Raw genomic sequence first — 15,302 nt, 5'->3', positions numbered from 1 at the left:
GGCGCACGGAGGGAAGCGCGGGTCGCGCAACTCGGCGCCATGCCAGACGTGTGCCCCGCGAGCGCCGCTAACAATCGTTCACTTCGAGGGCTTTCGACCGGCTCGTATCCTGGTCGGCATTCGTTTCTCGTCGTGAGCCGGTCCGCGAGCCGGTGCACGCAATGGTGTGAGAGAGGTCGCGCGTTGAGTCAGGCGAGCCCCCAGCAGATCCCCGTCGTCGTCCTCGCAGGCTTCCTGGGCTCCGGCAAGACCACCCTGCTCAACCATCTCCTGCACCGCAGCGGAGGCAGCCGTATCGGGGCGATCGTCAATGACTTCGGTTCCATCGAGATCGATGCGATGGCCGTGGCCGGGGCGCTCGGCGACTCCACCGTCTCCCTCGGGAACGGGTGCCTGTGCTGCGCGGTGGACGCCAGCGAGCTCGACGTCTTCCTGGACCGGCTCACTCGGCCCTCCGCCCGGATCGACGTCATCGTCATCGAGGCGAGCGGGCTGGCCGAGCCCCAGGAGCTGGTGAAGATGCTCCTGGCCAGCGAGAACCCGCGCATCGTCTACGGCGGGCTCGTGGAGGTCGTCGACGCCGCGGAGTTCGACGCCACCCGCCAAAAGCATCCCGAGATCGACCGGCACCTCGCCATCGCCGATCTGGTCGTCGTCAACAAGGCGGACCGCGCGCCGGATCCCGACCGTGTGATCGGCCTCGTCCGGTCCCTCACCGATCGCGCCGCCGTCGTGTCCGCCTCGTACGGGCGGATCGACCCCGGGTTCCTCTTCGACCGCAGGCCCACGGAGGAGCGCATCGGGCAGCTCTCCTTCGACGACCTGCACCGGCTGGAGGACGGTGAGCACGATGGCCTTCCCCAGCCTCATGGCCACCATGACCATCACGGCTCCCGCGACCATCACGGCCATCTGCACTCCGCCTACGAGTCCGTCGCCTTCACCTCCGAAGTGCCCCTCAGCCCGCGGCGGTTGATGGGCTTCCTCGACAGCAGGCCCGAGGGTCTCTACCGCATCAAGGGGTACGTCGACTTCGGTGCAGCCGACCCCCGCAACCGGTACGCCGTGCACGCCGTCGGCCGTTTCCTGCGCTTCTACCCGGAGCCCTGGGCCCAGGGCGAGCGCCTCAGCCAGCTCGTCCTCATCGGCTCGGGCATCGACGCCCTCGCCCTCGGCAAGGAGCTGGAGGCGTGCAAAGAGGACGCCCCACACGCCGACGAGCACAGCATGTGGGGCGTCCTCCGCTACGTACAGGAGCCAGAGGCGGCGCAGGGCCCGGACGGTCGGGCTCAGGGCGCCGACCTGCCGGGTGCCTACGACGTCTAGACCGGGCCCGCCACCACCGAGACCGTCTTCGCCAGGGAGACGCCCGAGCCGTCCCGGCGCGGGTCCATCTCGGGCAGCTCCGCGGGTGTGCCGTCCTTCTGCGCGGCCCGGGCCGGTGTGGGACCTGCCCACGCGAGGCTCAGGCAGTCCTCGCCCTTCAGGAACCGCTGGCAGCGCACGCCACCCGTGGCGCGGCCCTTTCGCGGGTACTGGTCGAAGGGCGTCAGTTTGGCCGTCGTCTGGACCGAGTCGTCCAGCGTGCCGCGTGAGCCGGCCACAGTGAACACCACCGCGTCCACCGCCGGGTCCACCGCCGTGAACGAGATCACCTTGGTGTTGTCCGTGAGCTTGATGCCCGTCATACCGCCCGCGGGCCGGCCCTGGGGGCGGACCTGGGAGGCCTGGTAGCGCAGCAACTGGGCGTCGTCGGTGATGAAGACCAGGTCCTCCTCGCCGGTGCGCAGCTCGGCCGCGCCGACGATCCGGTCACCGTCCTTGAGCGTGATGACCTCCAGCTCCTCCTTGTTGGAGGGATAGTCGGGCACCACGCGCTTGACGACACCCTGCTGCGTGCCGAGCGCGAGCCCCGGCGACGACTCGTCGAGTGTCATCAGACAGACGATGTCCTCGTCGCCCTCCAGGGTCAGGAACTCCGAGACCGGCGCGCCTCCCGAGAGGTTGGGCGCCGCCGTGGTGTCCGGCAGCTGCGGGAGGTCGATGACGTTGATCCGCAGCAGCCGGCCGGCGGACGTGACCGCGCCGATCTCGCCCTGTGCCGTCGCCGGGACGGCGGAGAGGATCAGGTCGTGCTTGGCGCGCTTGCCGTCGCTCTCCCCGAAGGGGTCACCGTTGGCCGTACGCGCGAGGAGCTTCGTCGACGACAGGAGCACGCGGCACGGGTCGTCGGCCACCTGGAGCGGCACGGTCGTGGCGACGGAACCGGCGGACTCCAGCAGGACCGTACGCCGCTCGGTGCCGAACTTCTTGGCCACCGCGGCCAGTTCGGACGACACCAGCTTGCGCAGCTCGGAGTCCGAATCCAGGATGCCGGTCAGCTCGTCGATCTCGCCGTTGAGCCGGTCGCGCTCGGTCTCCAGCTCGATGCGGTCGAACTTGGTGAGCCGGCGCAGCGGCGTGTCCAGGATGTACTGCGTCTGGACGTCGCTCAGCGAGAAGTGCTCGATCAGGCGCTGCTTGGCCTGCGCGGAGTTCTCACTGGAGCGGATGAGGCGGATGACCTCGTCGATGTCGATCAGGGCCACCAGCAGGCCCTCGACCAGGTGCAGCCGGTCGCGCTTCTTGGTGCGGCGGAACTCGCTGCGGCGGCGCACGACCTCGAAGCGGTGGTCGAGGTACACCTCCAGGAGTTCCTTGAGGCCCAGCGTGAGCGGCTGGCCGTCGACCAGTGCCACGTTGTTGATGCCGAAGGACTCCTCCATCGGAGTCAGCTTGTAGAGCTGCTCCAGGACGGCCTCCGGCACGAAGCCGTTCTTGATCTCGATGACCAGGCGCAGGCCGTGGTTGCGGTCGGTGAGGTCCTTGACGTCGGCGATGCCCTGGAGCTTCTTCGAGCCGACCAGGTCCTTGATCTTGGCGATCACCTTCTCCGGGCCGACCGTGAAGGGCAGTTCGGTGACGACGATGCCCTTGCGGCGCGCCGTCACGTTCTCCACGGCCACCGTCGCGCGGATCTTGAAGGTGCCGCGGCCCGTCTCGTACGCGTCCCTGATGCCGGTGAGGCCCACGATGCGGCCGCCGGTGGGCAGGTCGGGACCCGGGACGTGCTTCATGAGCGTTTCGAGATCGGCGCCGGGGTGGCGGATCAGGTGACGGGCGGCGGCGATGACCTCGCCGAGGTTGTGCGGCGCCATGTTCGTCGCCATGCCGACCGCGATGCCCGACGAACCGTTGACCAGGAGGTTCGGGTAGGCGGCCGGGAGGACCGACGGCTCATGCTCCTGGCCGTCGTAGTTCGGGGAGAAGTCGACCGTGTTCTCGTCGATCGACTCCGTCATCAGGGACGTCGCGTCGGCCATGCGCGCCTCGGTGTACCGCATGGCGGCCGGCGGGTCGTCGTTGCCCAGCGAACCGAAGTTGCCGTGGCCGTCGACCAGGGGCAGTCGCATGGAGAAGGGCTGGGCCAGGCGGACCAGGGCGTCGTAGATCGACGCGTCGCCGTGGGGGTGGAGCTTACCCATGACCTCGCCGACGACGCGGGCGCACTTCACATAGCCGCGGTCGGGACGCAGGCCCATCTCGTTCATCTGGTACACGATGCGGCGATGCACCGGCTTGAGGCCGTCGCGGGCGTCCGGCAGGGCTCGGGAGTAGATGACCGAGTACGCGTACTCGAGGAAGGAGCCCTGCATCTCGTCGACGACGTCGATGTCGAGGATGCGCTCCTCGAAGTCGTCTGGCGGCGGGGTCTTCGTGCTGCGGCGGGCCATCGCTGCTGCGACTCCTTCACAGTCTCTGCCGGGGCATGAACGGGTTCTGACGGGCTCCATTGTGGACCGGCCCACTGACAACGTGGACCACGACCCGTCCGTACGGGCCTCCCGAGCCGGGTGTCCGGCCGCCCCAACAGGCGTCGCGGGCCGCCTCCTCGGCCTTTTCCACAGGCTTCGGAAGCGGCGAACCCGCGTGCCCGCACAGGGCTTCGGAGGCCGTGCGGCCGCACGAGCGTACGGGCTCCCGGCGCCGCCCGCCTGCTCGCTCTCGGCGTACGCGCCGCGGGAACTTCGCCAGCTGTCCGCGCGCTTGCATACAGTGGCACGACTAGCAGGAATTCAGCAGTTTTCCGCGATCGAAGGGACGTACATGCCCATGGGTCACACGGCCACAGCTGAGGCCGGTTCCGGCGGCCTGACAGCGACCGAGCACCGCCTGGCCAACGGCCTGCGTGTGGTGCTCTCCGAGGACCACCTGACCCCGGTCGCGGCGGTGTGCCTCTGGTACGACGTCGGTTCGCGCCACGAGGTCAAGGGCCGCACCGGACTTGCCCACCTCTTCGAGCACCTGATGTTCCAGGGCTCGGGTCAGGTGAAGGGCAACGGTCACTTCGAACTGGTGCAGGGCGCGGGCGGTTCGCTCAACGGCACGACCAGTTTCGAGCGCACCAACTACTTCGAGACCATGCCCACCCACCAGCTGGAGCTCGCTCTCTGGCTGGAGGCCGACCGCATGGGCTCGCTGCTCGCCGCGCTCGACGAAGAGTCCATGGAGAACCAGCGGGACGTCGTCAAGAACGAGCGCCGGCAGCGTTACGACAACGTCCCCTATGGCACCGCTTTCGAGAAGCTGACCGCCCTCGCCTACCCGGAGGGCCACCCTTACCACCACACCCCCATCGGGTCGATGGCGGACCTGGACGCGGCCACCCTGGAGGACGCGCGCGCGTTCTTCCGCACCTACTACGCGCCCAACAACGCCGTTCTCTCGATCGTCGGGGACATCGACCCGGAGGAGACGCTCGCCTGGGTCGAGAAGTACTTCGGCTCGATCGCGGGCCACGACGGCAAGCCCGCCCCGCGCGACGGTGCGCTGCCGGTGACCATCGGCGAGCAGCTGCGCGAGGTCGTCGAGGAGGAGGTCCCGGCCCGCGCGCTGATGGCCGCCTACCGGCTGCCGGAGGACGGCACGCGCGCGTGCGACGCGGCGGACCTGGCCCTGACCGTGCTCGGCGGCGGCGAGTCGTCCCGGCTCTACAACCGGCTCGTACGCCGCGACCGCACCGCCGTCGCGGCCGGGTTCGGCCTGCTGCGCCTCGCGGGAGCGCCCTCCCTGGGGTGGCTCGACGTGAAGACGTCCGGCGACGTCGAGGTGCCGGTGATCGAGGCCGCAGTCGACGAGGAGCTCGCCCGGTTCGCCGAGGAGGGCCCCACCGCCGAGGAAATGGAGCGCGCCCAGGCCCAGTTGGAGCGCGAGTGGCTGGACCGCCTCGGTACGGTCGCGGGCCGCGCCGACGAACTGTGCCGGTACGCGGTGCTGTTCGGCGACCCGCAGCTCGCCCTGACGGCCGTCCAGCGCGTTCTCGACGTCACGGCCGAGGAGGTCCAGGAGGTCGCCAAGGCCCGCCTGCGCCCCGACAACCGCGCCGTGCTGGTCTACGAGCCGACCGTCGCCGAAGAGGCCCAAGAGACCGACTCCGCTGACGACACCGACGAGGAGGCGGCCAAGTGACCGAGCTCGCCACGATGGAATTCCACCCGCAGCCCCAGGCCGGCGAGGCCAGGCCGTGGGCCTTCCCGGCCCCCGAGCGCGGCGCGCTCGACAACGGCCTGACCCTGCTGCGCTGCCACCGCCCCGGCCAGCAGGTCGTCGCCGTCGAGATCCTCCTGGCGGCCCCGCTGGAGGCCGAGCCGCAGGGCCTGGACGGCATCGCCACGATCATGGCGCGTGCCTTCACCGAGGGAACCGACAAGCACTCCGCCGAGGAGTTCGCCGCCGAGCTGGAGCGCTGCGGCGCCACCCTCGACGCGCACGCCGACCACCCCGGCGTACGGATCAGCCTCGAAGTCCCCGTCTCCCGGCTCCCCAAGGCGCTCGGCCTGCTCGCCGACGCCCTCAGGGCGCCCGCGTTCGAGGACAGCGAGATCGAGCGGCTGGTGCGCAACCGGCTCGACGAGATCCCGCACGAGACGGCCAACCCGGCCCGTCGCGCCGCCAAAGAGCTCTCCCGGCAGCTCTTCCCGGCGACCTCGCGCATGTCGCGCCCGCGCCAGGGCACCGAGGAGACGGTCACCGCGATCGACTCGGCGGCCGTACGGGCCTTCTACGAGAAGCACGTACGCCCCGCCACCGCGACCGCCGTGGTGGTCGGTGACCTCACCGGCGTCGACCTCGACGCGCTGCTCGGGGACACGCTCGGCACCTGGACCGGTTCGCAGGCCCAGGCCCGACCCATTCCGCCGGTGACCGCCGACGACGCCGGCCGCGTGATCATCGTCGACCGTCCCGGAGCCGTCCAGACGCAGCTGCTCATCGGCCGCGTGGGCGCCGACCGGCACGACCGCGTGTGGCCCGCCCAGGTGCTCGGCACGTACTGCCTCGGTGGCACCCTCACCTCGCGCCTGGACCGCGTCCTGCGCGAGGAAAAGGGATACACCTACGGTGTGCGGGCGTTCGGCCAGGTGCTGCGCTCCGCGCCGGACGGGACGGGTGCCGCGATGCTCGCCATCAGCGGCTCCGTGGACACCCCGAACACCGGCCCGGCGCTCGACGACCTCTGGAAGGTGCTGCGCACCCTCGCGGCCGAGGGCCTCACCGATGCCGAGCGCGACATCGCCGTGCAGAACCTCGTGGGCGTGGCGCCCCTGAAGTACGAGACGGCGGCCGCCGTCGCGGGCACGCTCGCCGACCAGGTCGAGCAGTACCTGCCGGACGACTTCCAGGCGACGCTGTACCAGCAGCTCGCCGCGACCGGCACCGTGGAGGCCACCGCGGCCGCCGTGAGCGCCTTCCCGGTGGACCGTCTGGTGACCGTCCTCGTCGGTGACGCCGCGCAGATCGAGGAGCCGGTCCGGGCCCTCGGAATCGGTGAAGTCAGCGTCGTGTCAGCGGAGTAGAACAGCGCCCCTCCGTGGAGAACCCAGGTGACCGAAGAGTCGCCTGGGTTCTCTTTTTGCCCGTACTTCAGCACCTGAACGGCGAGTTGTCCGTATTAGTAGGGAGGTTGCCTGTCTGCCCTGTGGCATGCGCTACAAAACGCGTGATCCGTTTGTTGATTGAAAGACCCCCCGCTTAGCGTCGGTCCGGCTGTTCGTCAGGCAGTGCGCCGCGCCCGCGGCACCGGACAGTCATCGCCGAGTCCCCGTACGGCGCGAGCCAGGGGAGCCGGGGACCCATACGTAGTCCCTGGGGTGAATCGGACGCCCTTCCCGAAGGGGGTCCGTAGGAGACCTTCCTGCTCCGAACCCGTCAGCTAACCCGGTAGGCGAGAAGGAAGGAAAGGACCAGCCACTTCATGGCGTTCACTCGCGCCGCCGGGAAGCACCGTCGTCCCAGCCGTATGAAGCGCACGACCAACCGGACCGTCGGCGTCGCCGCACTCGCCACCACCGGTGTCGTCGGCACCCTGGCTGCTCCCGCATTCGCCGCCGAGAGCCCGGCAGAGCAGACCCTGACCCAGGCGATCACCATCGGCGACTCGGTCGCCGACCAGATCGACGCGCAGGCCGCCGCCCAGCAGCAGGCCGCCGACGAGACCGCCGCCCGCGAGAAGGCCGAGGCCGCCGCCAAGGAGCGCGCCAAGGAAGCCGCGGAGAAGGCCAAGAAGGAGCGCGAGGTCAAGGCCCGCGCCGCCCGTGCGGCCGAGCGCGAGCGCCTGCTGAAGTCGTACACCGCGCCCATCTCCGGCTCGTACGTCTCCACCGGCTACAAGGCCGGCGGCTCCGTCTGGTCCTCCGGCAGCCACACCGGCATCGACTTCCACGCCGCGAGCGGCACCACCGTGCACGCGGTGGGCGCCGGCACCGTCGTCGAGGCCGGCTGGGGCGGCTCGTACGGCAACGAGGTCGTCATCAAGATGAACGACGGCACCTTCACCCAGTACGGGCACATGTCGTCCCTCGGTGTCTCCGTCGGCCAGACGGTCACGCCGGGCCAGCAGATAGGCCTCTCCGGGGCGACCGGCAACGTCACGGGGGCGCACCTGCACTTCGAGGCACGGACGAGCGCGGAGTACGGCTCGGACATCGACCCCCTCGCGTACCTCCGCCAGCACGGCGTGAACGTCTGACGGCGGGCGACAGCCCTCCCGCGCGACAGCCCTCCGCGCGACACCGCTCCCGAAGGCCCCGGCTCACCGAGCCGGGGCCTTCGCGCGCTCCTGATCACTTTCTGATGGCGTCTCGACCACTTCTGGTCGACTTCGCACCGGACGACTGCCTGTTCAGAAGCGAGGTGTGTCCAAAAAATATCCATGGATTCCGGTCCGCCATCGGAATTTCCCGTTCTCTGCAATAGAGTCACCGAACAAGCGTCAATCGACCGCGTTTCGCGGGGGTTAAGGCGGAGGTCCGGTCATGCGTATTCCCGCGCACTCGGTATGCACGGCGATCCGTGACGACATCGTCGCGGGTGTCTACGAGCGCGGCGGCCGGCTCACCGAAGAACTGCTCGCACGCCGGTACGGAGTCTCGCGGGTCCCCGTTCGCGAGGCTCTGCGCACCCTGGAGGCGGAAGGCTTCGTCGTCACGCGCAGGCACGCGGGCGCGTGCGTCGCGGAGCCCACCGAGCAGGAGGCCGCCGACCTCCTGGAGATGCGCATGCTGCTGGAGCCGCTGGGCGCCGCGCGCGCGGCCCAGCGCCGCACCGAGGCGCACCTCAAGGTGCTGCGAGGCCTGGTCAGGCTGGGCCAGGAGCGGGCCAGGAGGGGCAACAGCGAGGATCTGCGCTCGCTCGGCGCCTGGTTCCACGAGACGCTCGCACAGGCCTCCGGAAGCCCCGCGCTGACCTCCACGCTCGCCCAGCTGCGGCACAAGATCGCCTGGATGTACACGGTCGAGGCGCCCGCCCACCCCGCCGAGTCCTGGGCCGAGCACGGTGCCATCGTGGACGCCGTCGCGCGCGGCGACAACGACCGGGCCAGGGCGATCACGGCGCTGCACACCGAGCGGGCGATGGCCGCGCACCGGCTGCGCTTTCCCGGCGGCGACCGCGTGGAGCGTGTGAGGACTTCGCAACATCCTGTAAACACGGCGGGCCTGCGGCATTAACAGTGGCGCCGTATACAAAGAGAGTTATTCGCCGGGGTCTATTTCTGATGCCCCTTTTTCCCACGTGCCTGGAATTCCCGCGCACGTGATTTACGCATGCGCGGGACCGGAAGAGTGGAACTCGGTGCGCGGGCATGTGAAAAAAGCCCGGACGATGCCCGAGAGTGCAGCGAAAGGCCGCGCGGTGGCGTGACGTACGGACGAAACGGCGCGTGCCCCGCAAGCGGAAAACGGCGGAGCCGCGTCCGCCCGGCACGGGTGGACGCGGCTCCGCCGCACGTGGTCCGCGAGATCAGACGGTCTCGGGGAGTTCGTCGAGGCCCTCGGCGACCAGCTTCGCCAGGCGGTCGAGCGCGGCGTCCGCACCCTCGGCGTCGGAGGCCAGGACGATCTCCTCGCCGCCCTGGGCGCCCAGGCCGAGAACCGCGAGCATGGAGGCCGCGTTGACGGGGTTGCCGTCGGCCTTGGCGATCGTCACGGGGACGCCGGAGGCCGTTGCGGCCCGGACGAAGATGGAGGCGGGACGGGCGTGAAGGCCCTCGGCCCAGCCGACGTTGACGCGGCGCTCAGCCATGTGATGCTGCCCTTCAGGTGTCTCACGGTTGTCTAGACCATTGTTCCATATCGTGAAGCGTGCCCCGAGCGGGTGCGGATTCCGGGCCCGAGGCGGCTCAGGTCCCCCAAGACTGCCTCGCGCCCCTGCCGGACGCGAGCCCGCCGTCGCCGGGACGTGAACGCCTGGTGGTGACTCCGGGAACACGGACCCGGGACACGTATTAGGGACACGAACCCCCGCGACCAGGACCGGCCGTTGTCGGACCCGAGCCGTACTCTGGGCCCCATGCAGACCTCGCCGGACCGGCACGAGTACCCCGCTCACTGGGAGGCCGACGTCGTGCTGCGCGACGGCGGCACCGCGCGCATCCGGCCCATCACGGCCGACGACGCCGACCGCCTGGTCAGCTTCTACGAGCAGGTGTCCGACGAGTCGAAGTACTACCGCTTCTTCGCGCCGTATCCGCGCCTGTCCGCCAAGGACGTCCACCGCTTCACGCACCACGACTTTGTGGACCGGGTGGGACTCGCGGCCACGGTCGGCGGCGAGTTCATCGCCACCGTACGCTACGACCGCATCAACGCCGACGGCCTCCCCGCATCTGCCCCGGCGGACGAGGCCGAGGTCGCCTTCCTCGTGCAGGACGCCCACCAGGGACGCGGTGTGGCGTCGGCCCTGCTGGAGCACATCGCGGCCGTCGCCCGTGAGCGCGGCATCCGCCGGTTCGCCGCCGAGGTGCTGCCCGCCAACAATAAGATGATCAAGGTGTTCACGGACGCCGGGTACCAGCAGAAGCGCCACTTCGAGGACGGCGTCGTACGCCTGGAGTTCGACCTGGAGCCCACCGACCGCTCGCTGGCCGTGCAGCGCGCGCGGGAGCAGCGGGCGGAGGGACGCTCCGTGGCCCGGCTCCTCGCGCCGGGCTCGGTCGCCGTCATCGGCGCGGGCCGCACACCCGGGGGAGTGGGCCGCAGCGTCCTGGAGAACCTCCGCGAAGCGGGCTTCACCGGGCGTCTGTACGCGGTGAACGGGGCCCTTCAGGAGAAGGAGCTCGGCGGAGTGCCGGCGTACCGCTCCGTCCGCGACATCCCCGAGCCCGTCGACCTCGCCGTCGTCGCCGTCCGGACCGAGCGCGTCCCCGAAGCCGTCGCCGAGTGCGGTGAACACGGAGTGCAGGGGCTCGTCGTGGTCTCCGCGGGGTACGCCGAAAGCGGCCCCGAAGGCAGGGAGCGCCAGCGCGAGCTCGTGCGCCAGGCGCGTACGTACGGGATGCGGATCATCGGACCGAACGCCTTCGGGGTCATCAACACCTCCCCGGACGTGCGGCTCAACGCCTCGCTCGCACCGGAGATGCCGCGCGCCGGGCGGATCGGACTGTTCGCCCAGTCCGGCGCCATCGGCATCGCGCTGCTGTCCCGGCTGCACCGGCGTGGCGGCGGGGTCACGGGTGTGACCGGTGTGTCGACGTTCATCTCCTCGGGCAACCGCGCGGACGTGTCCGGCAACGACGTCCTTCAGTACTGGTACGACGACCCCGACACCGACGTCGCCCTCATGTACCTCGAATCCATCGGGAACCCGAGGAAGTTCACCCGCCTCGCGCGGCGCACGGCGGCGGCGAAGCCACTCGTCGTCGTCCAGGGCGCACGGCACGGCGGGGCCGCGCCCCAGGGGCACGCAGTGCGGGCCACCAGGCTGCCGCACGCGACGGTGTCGGCGCTGCTCCGGCAGGCCGGCGTCATCAGGGTGGACACGATCACCGAGCTGGTCGACGCGGGCCTGCTCCTGGCACGCCAGCCCCTGCCGACCGGCCCTCGGGTGGCGATCCTCGGGAACTCCGAGTCGCTCGGGCTGCTGACGTACGACGCCTGCCTCGCCGAGAGGCTGCGGCCGTTGCCCCCGGTGGACCTGACCACGGCCGCCTCGGCCGAGGACTTCCGCGCCGCGCTGACCCACGCACTGGCCGACGACGCCTGCGACGCCGTCGTGGTCACCGCGATTCCGGCGGTGGGGGAGACCTCCACGGCCGACGCCGCCCTGGCGGAGGCGCTGCGCTCGGCCTCAGCCGCGGCTCCCGCCAAGCCGGTCCTCGTGGTCCACGTCGAGCTGGGCGGCCTCGCGGAGGCGCTGTCCGCGGCCGCCAGTACCGCGCCCCAGGCCGCTCCCCCCGCGCTCCCGTTCTCGGGCAGCAACCACCCCATCCGCCCGGCGGACCGCCCGCCGACGGTGGCGGAAGTCCCCGAGGCCGAGGTGGACTCCCGCCTCATCCCCGCCTACCCCGCCGCCGAGCGAGCCGTCCGAGCCCTCGCCGAGGCCGTGAGATACGGCCAGTGGCGGCGCGAGGCCGCCGACCCCGGTCGCGTCCCCGAGTACGAGGACATCGACGAGAAGGGCGCGGCCGAACAGATCGACGGACTGCTCGGCGACGGTGGCATGGGCGGCCTCACCCTCGGCCCCGACGACACCTGCGCCCTGCTCGGGCGGTACGGCATCGACGTACGCCGTGCCCTGCCCGCGCCCACGCCCGACGAGGCCGTCGCCGCAGCGGAGCGCCTCGGCTACCCCGTGGCGCTCAAGACCACCGCCCCCCACCTGCGCCACCGCGCCGACCTCGGCGGCGTACGGCTGGATCTGGCGGACGAGGAGCAACTGCGCCGGGCGTACGCCGAGTTGACCAGCCTCTTCGGGACGCCGGAGGAGCTGCGCCCGGTGGTGCAGGCGATGGCACCGCGCGGGGTCGACACGGTCGTACGGGCGGTCATAGACCCGGCGGCCGGAGCGGTGCTCTCCTTCGGGCTCGCCGGAGCCCCGTCGGAGCTGCTCGGAGACACCGCGCACCGGCTGATTCCGGTCACCGACCGGGACGCGTCCTCGCTGGTCCGGTCGATCCGGACCGCACCGCTCCTCTTCGGCTGGCGGGGCTCGGCACCGGCGGACGTCGTGGCCCTGGAGGAACTGCTGCTGCGCCTGTCACGCCTTGTCGACGACCACCCCGAGGTCGTCTCCGTGTCCCTGGAGCCCGTCGTCGTCGCCCCGCGAGGGCTGAGCGTGCTCGGCGCCTCCGTGCGGCTCGCGCCGCCGCCCGCCCGCGACGACCTCGGTCCGCGCACGCTTCCTGTGTACTGAGCGGTGCCTCGCAGTCAGTGCGCCCCCGTAGGATGGACGTCATGGCCAAGACCAGTACGACGACCCAGGGGCTGCGAGCGGCGATCGAGCGCAGCGGCTACTACCCGGCCCTCGTGGCCGAGGCTGTGGAGGCCGCTGTGGGCGGCGAGCCCATCCGGTCGTATCTGGTCCATCAGGAGACGACGTTCGACGCCAACGAGGTGCGTCGGCACGTGACGGTGCTCGTCCTCACGGGAAACCGCTTCATCGTGAGCCACACCGACGAACAGGCGGCGGACAGCACCTCCCCGACGCCGTACGCGACCACGTCGACCGAGTCCGTGAAGCTTGGCCGGATCTCGTCGGTGGTACTCAGCCGGGTCGTCGCCAATCCGGAGAAGTACGTTCCGGGGACGCTGCCCCGCGAGGTCGTTCTCACCATCGGCTGGGGCGCTGTCGCCCGTATCGACCTGGAGCCGGCCGCCTGCGGCGACCCCAACTGCGAGGCGGACCACGGGTACACGGGCAGTTCGACGGCCGACGACCTGAGCCTGCGCGTCAGCGAGGCCGGAGACGGCCCGGACGCCGTGCGGCAGACCCTCGCCTTCGCGCAGTCCCTCTCCGAGGCGACCGCGGACGTCACCCGCTGATGTCCCAGCAAGTCTGGGACCACCCGGAACCGCTCTCCCTCGACTCCGCTCCCGTGCCCGAGTACGGGACCGGTTCGCTCGCCGACCTGCTGCCCACGCTGGCCGCGGGCATGGACGTCCCGGACGTCACCGCCTCGCTCACGGAACTGAGCCCGGCCGACCGGAACTGCGTCTTCCTGATCGACGGTCTCGGCTGGGAGCAGCTGAAGACGCATCCGGACGAGGCCCCGTTCATGACCTCGCTCCTGGGCAGCTCGCGCGGCGGCACCGGTCGCCCGATCACAGCGGGTTACCCCGCGACCACCGCGACCTCCCTGGCCTCGGTCGGCACGGGCCTGCCCCCGGGCGCGCACGGCCTGCCCGGCTACACCGCGCGCAACCCGGAGACCGGCGAGCTGATGAACCAGCTCCGCTGGCAGCCGTGGACGCAGCCGGGCAAGTGGCAGCCGTACCCCACCCTGTTCCAGCTGGCCGACGCGGCGGGCGTACACACCGCCCAGGTGTCGTCACCGCACTTCCAGAACACCCCGCTGACCAAGGTCGCCCTCAGCGGCGGCACGTTCCACGGGCGGCTGACCGGCGAGGACCGCATGGACCTCGCGGCCGAGCAACTGGCCGCCGGTGACCGCTCGCTGGTCTACACGTACTACGCGGAGGTGGACGGCAAGGGCCACCGCTTCGGCGTCGACTCGGACCCCTGGCGCGGACAACTCATGTACGTGGACCGGCTGGTCCAGCGCCTGGCCGAGCAACTGCCCCCGCGCACGGCCCTGTACGTGACGGCGGACCACGGGATGATCGACATCCCCTTCGACGAGCAGCACCGCATCGACTTCGACGAGGACTGGGAGCTGCGCGCCGGAGTCGCCCTCCTCGGCGGCGAGGGCCGCGCCCGGCACGTCTACGCGGTCCCGGGCGCCGAGTCGGACGTCCTGACCTGCTGGCGCGAGGTGCTCGGCGAGCAGTTCTGGGTGGCCTCGCGGGACGAGGCGATCGCGGCGGGCTGGTTCGGCCCGCACATCGACGAGCGGGTGTACGAGCGCATCGGCGACGTGGTCGCGGCCGCCCGCGACGACGTCCTGATCATCGCGTCCGAGCGGGAGCCGAAGGAGTCGGCGATGGTCGGCAACCACGGCTCGATGACACCGGTCGAGCAGCACATCCCGCTCCTGGAAGTACGTTCCTGACCCTCCCCGTCCGCCCAGCGAACCCTCATGCCGAAAGGTGCTCAACTCCCCATGCCCGAGCTGGTGTTCTTCTCCGGAACCATGGACTGCGGGAAGTCGACACTGGCTCTCCAGATCGAGCACAACCGCTCGGCCCGCGGGCTTCAGGGCATGATCTTCACCCGCGACGACCGCGCGGGCGAGGGCAAACTGTCCTCCCGCCTCGGCCTGGTCACGGACGCGGTGGAGGTCGAGGACGACCAGGACGTGTACGCGTACGTCGTCGACCACCTCTCGAAGGGTGGCCGCGCGGACTACGTCATCGCGGACGAGGCGCAGTTCCTCGCCCCCGAGCAGATCGACCAACTGGCCCGCGTGGTCGACGACCTGGGCATCGACGTCTTCGCCTTCGGCATCACGACGGACTTCCGTTCCAAGCTCTTCCCCGGCTCCCAGCGCCTCGTCGAACTCGCCGACCGGGTCGAGGTCCTGCAGGTCGAGGCCCTCTGCTGGTGCGGCGCCCGCGCCACCCACAACGCCCGCACCATAGGCGGTCACATGGTCGTCGAGGGCGCCCAGGTCGTCGTCGGTGACGTCGACCAGTCGGAGGACATCGGCTACGAGGTCCTGTGCCGCAGACATCACCGTCGGCGGACGACCGCGGCCAGCGCCCGCGCGGGCGTGCTCTCCCCGGACGTGCTGCCGGTGGACGCGGTGTCCCGGACCTGAGGGGGGACTGCCCGTGAAGGGCTGCCCGGCCCTGAAGGGGCGCTGGGGCTCC

The 15,302-nt window shown here is 70.9% G+C and carries 11 protein-coding genes and 1 riboswitch; of the genes, 9 read left to right on the top strand and 2 right to left on the bottom strand.

Features of this window, described 5'->3' with window-relative positions:
• Positions 1-183 precede the first annotated feature (183 nt).
• Positions 184-1,326, top strand: coding sequence for a CobW family GTP-binding protein (locus OG718_RS17070; RefSeq protein WP_328844532.1), 1,143 nt, complete (start codon positions 184-186; stop codon positions 1,324-1,326).
• Here the strand turns inward: OG718_RS17070 and OG718_RS17065 are convergent.
• The gene (locus OG718_RS17065; protein ID WP_328844531.1) at positions 1,323-3,773 is read right to left on the bottom strand and encodes a DNA gyrase/topoisomerase IV subunit A; all 2,451 of its coding nucleotides are present in this window, start codon (positions 3,771-3,773) and stop codon (positions 1,323-1,325) included. The genes OG718_RS17070 and OG718_RS17065 overlap by 4 nt on opposite strands.
• A gap of 373 nt (positions 3,774-4,146) precedes the next feature.
• Here OG718_RS17065 and OG718_RS17060 point away from each other — a divergent pair, with 373 nt between their 5' ends.
• From OG718_RS17060 to OG718_RS17045, 4 genes are all read left to right on the top strand, one after another.
• Complete coding sequence (locus tag OG718_RS17060) at positions 4,147-5,508, top strand: M16 family metallopeptidase (protein WP_328844530.1); 1,362 nt, start codon at positions 4,147-4,149, stop codon at positions 5,506-5,508.
• On the top strand, positions 5,505-6,893 hold the full coding sequence (locus OG718_RS17055) for a M16 family metallopeptidase (RefSeq protein ID WP_328844529.1): 1,389 nt from the start codon (positions 5,505-5,507) through the stop codon (positions 6,891-6,893). The genes OG718_RS17060 and OG718_RS17055 overlap by 4 nt, the downstream gene beginning before the upstream one ends.
• Positions 6,894-7,118: 225 nt before the next feature.
• Positions 7,119-7,279, top strand: a riboswitch (cyclic di-AMP (ydaO/yuaA leader).
• Positions 7,280-7,291: 12 nt separating this feature from the next.
• Complete coding sequence (locus OG718_RS17050; protein WP_143638168.1) at positions 7,292-8,065, top strand: M23 family metallopeptidase; 774 nt, start codon at positions 7,292-7,294, stop codon at positions 8,063-8,065.
• A 286-nt stretch (positions 8,066-8,351) separates the two neighbouring features.
• Positions 8,352-9,044, top strand: coding sequence for a GntR family transcriptional regulator (locus OG718_RS17045; protein WP_306937263.1), 693 nt, complete (start codon positions 8,352-8,354; stop codon positions 9,042-9,044).
• Positions 9,045-9,336: 292 nt separating this feature from the next.
• Here OG718_RS17045 and OG718_RS17040 read toward each other — a convergent pair whose 3' ends face one another.
• Positions 9,337-9,618, bottom strand: coding sequence for an HPr family phosphocarrier protein (locus tag OG718_RS17040; protein WP_121406547.1), 282 nt, complete (start codon positions 9,616-9,618; stop codon positions 9,337-9,339).
• Positions 9,619-9,885: 267 nt separating this feature from the next.
• Here OG718_RS17040 and OG718_RS17035 point away from each other — a divergent pair, with 267 nt between their 5' ends.
• Genes OG718_RS17035 through OG718_RS17020 form a run of 4 tightly spaced genes read left to right on the top strand, consistent with a single transcriptional unit; the run spans position 9,886 to position 15,250 of the window.
• Positions 9,886-12,726: a bifunctional acetate--CoA ligase family protein/GNAT family N-acetyltransferase gene (locus OG718_RS17035; RefSeq protein ID WP_328844528.1), complete on the top strand. Its 2,841-nt coding sequence runs from the start codon at positions 9,886-9,888 to the stop codon at positions 12,724-12,726.
• A 41-nt stretch (positions 12,727-12,767) separates the two neighbouring features.
• Positions 12,768-13,355, top strand: a complete 588-nt coding sequence (locus tag OG718_RS17030) for a DUF5998 family protein (RefSeq protein WP_143638176.1) — start codon at positions 12,768-12,770, stop codon at positions 13,353-13,355.
• A complete protein-coding gene (locus OG718_RS17025) occupies positions 13,355-14,542 on the top strand; it encodes an alkaline phosphatase family protein (protein ID WP_143638178.1) in 1,188 nt (395 codons plus the stop codon). The genes OG718_RS17030 and OG718_RS17025 overlap by 1 nt, the downstream gene beginning before the upstream one ends.
• A 51-nt stretch (positions 14,543-14,593) precedes the next feature.
• Positions 14,594-15,250, top strand: a complete 657-nt coding sequence (locus OG718_RS17020) for a thymidine kinase (RefSeq protein ID WP_306937256.1) — start codon at positions 14,594-14,596, stop codon at positions 15,248-15,250.
• Positions 15,251-15,302: the final 52 nt, after the last annotated feature.

The organism is Streptomyces sp. NBC_00258 (assembly GCF_036182465.1).
Taxonomy (GTDB): Bacteria; Actinomycetota; Actinomycetes; order Streptomycetales; family Streptomycetaceae; genus Streptomyces.
Note: the sequence above shows the minus strand (reverse complement) of the source record. Positions and strands in the feature narration are given on the sequence as shown.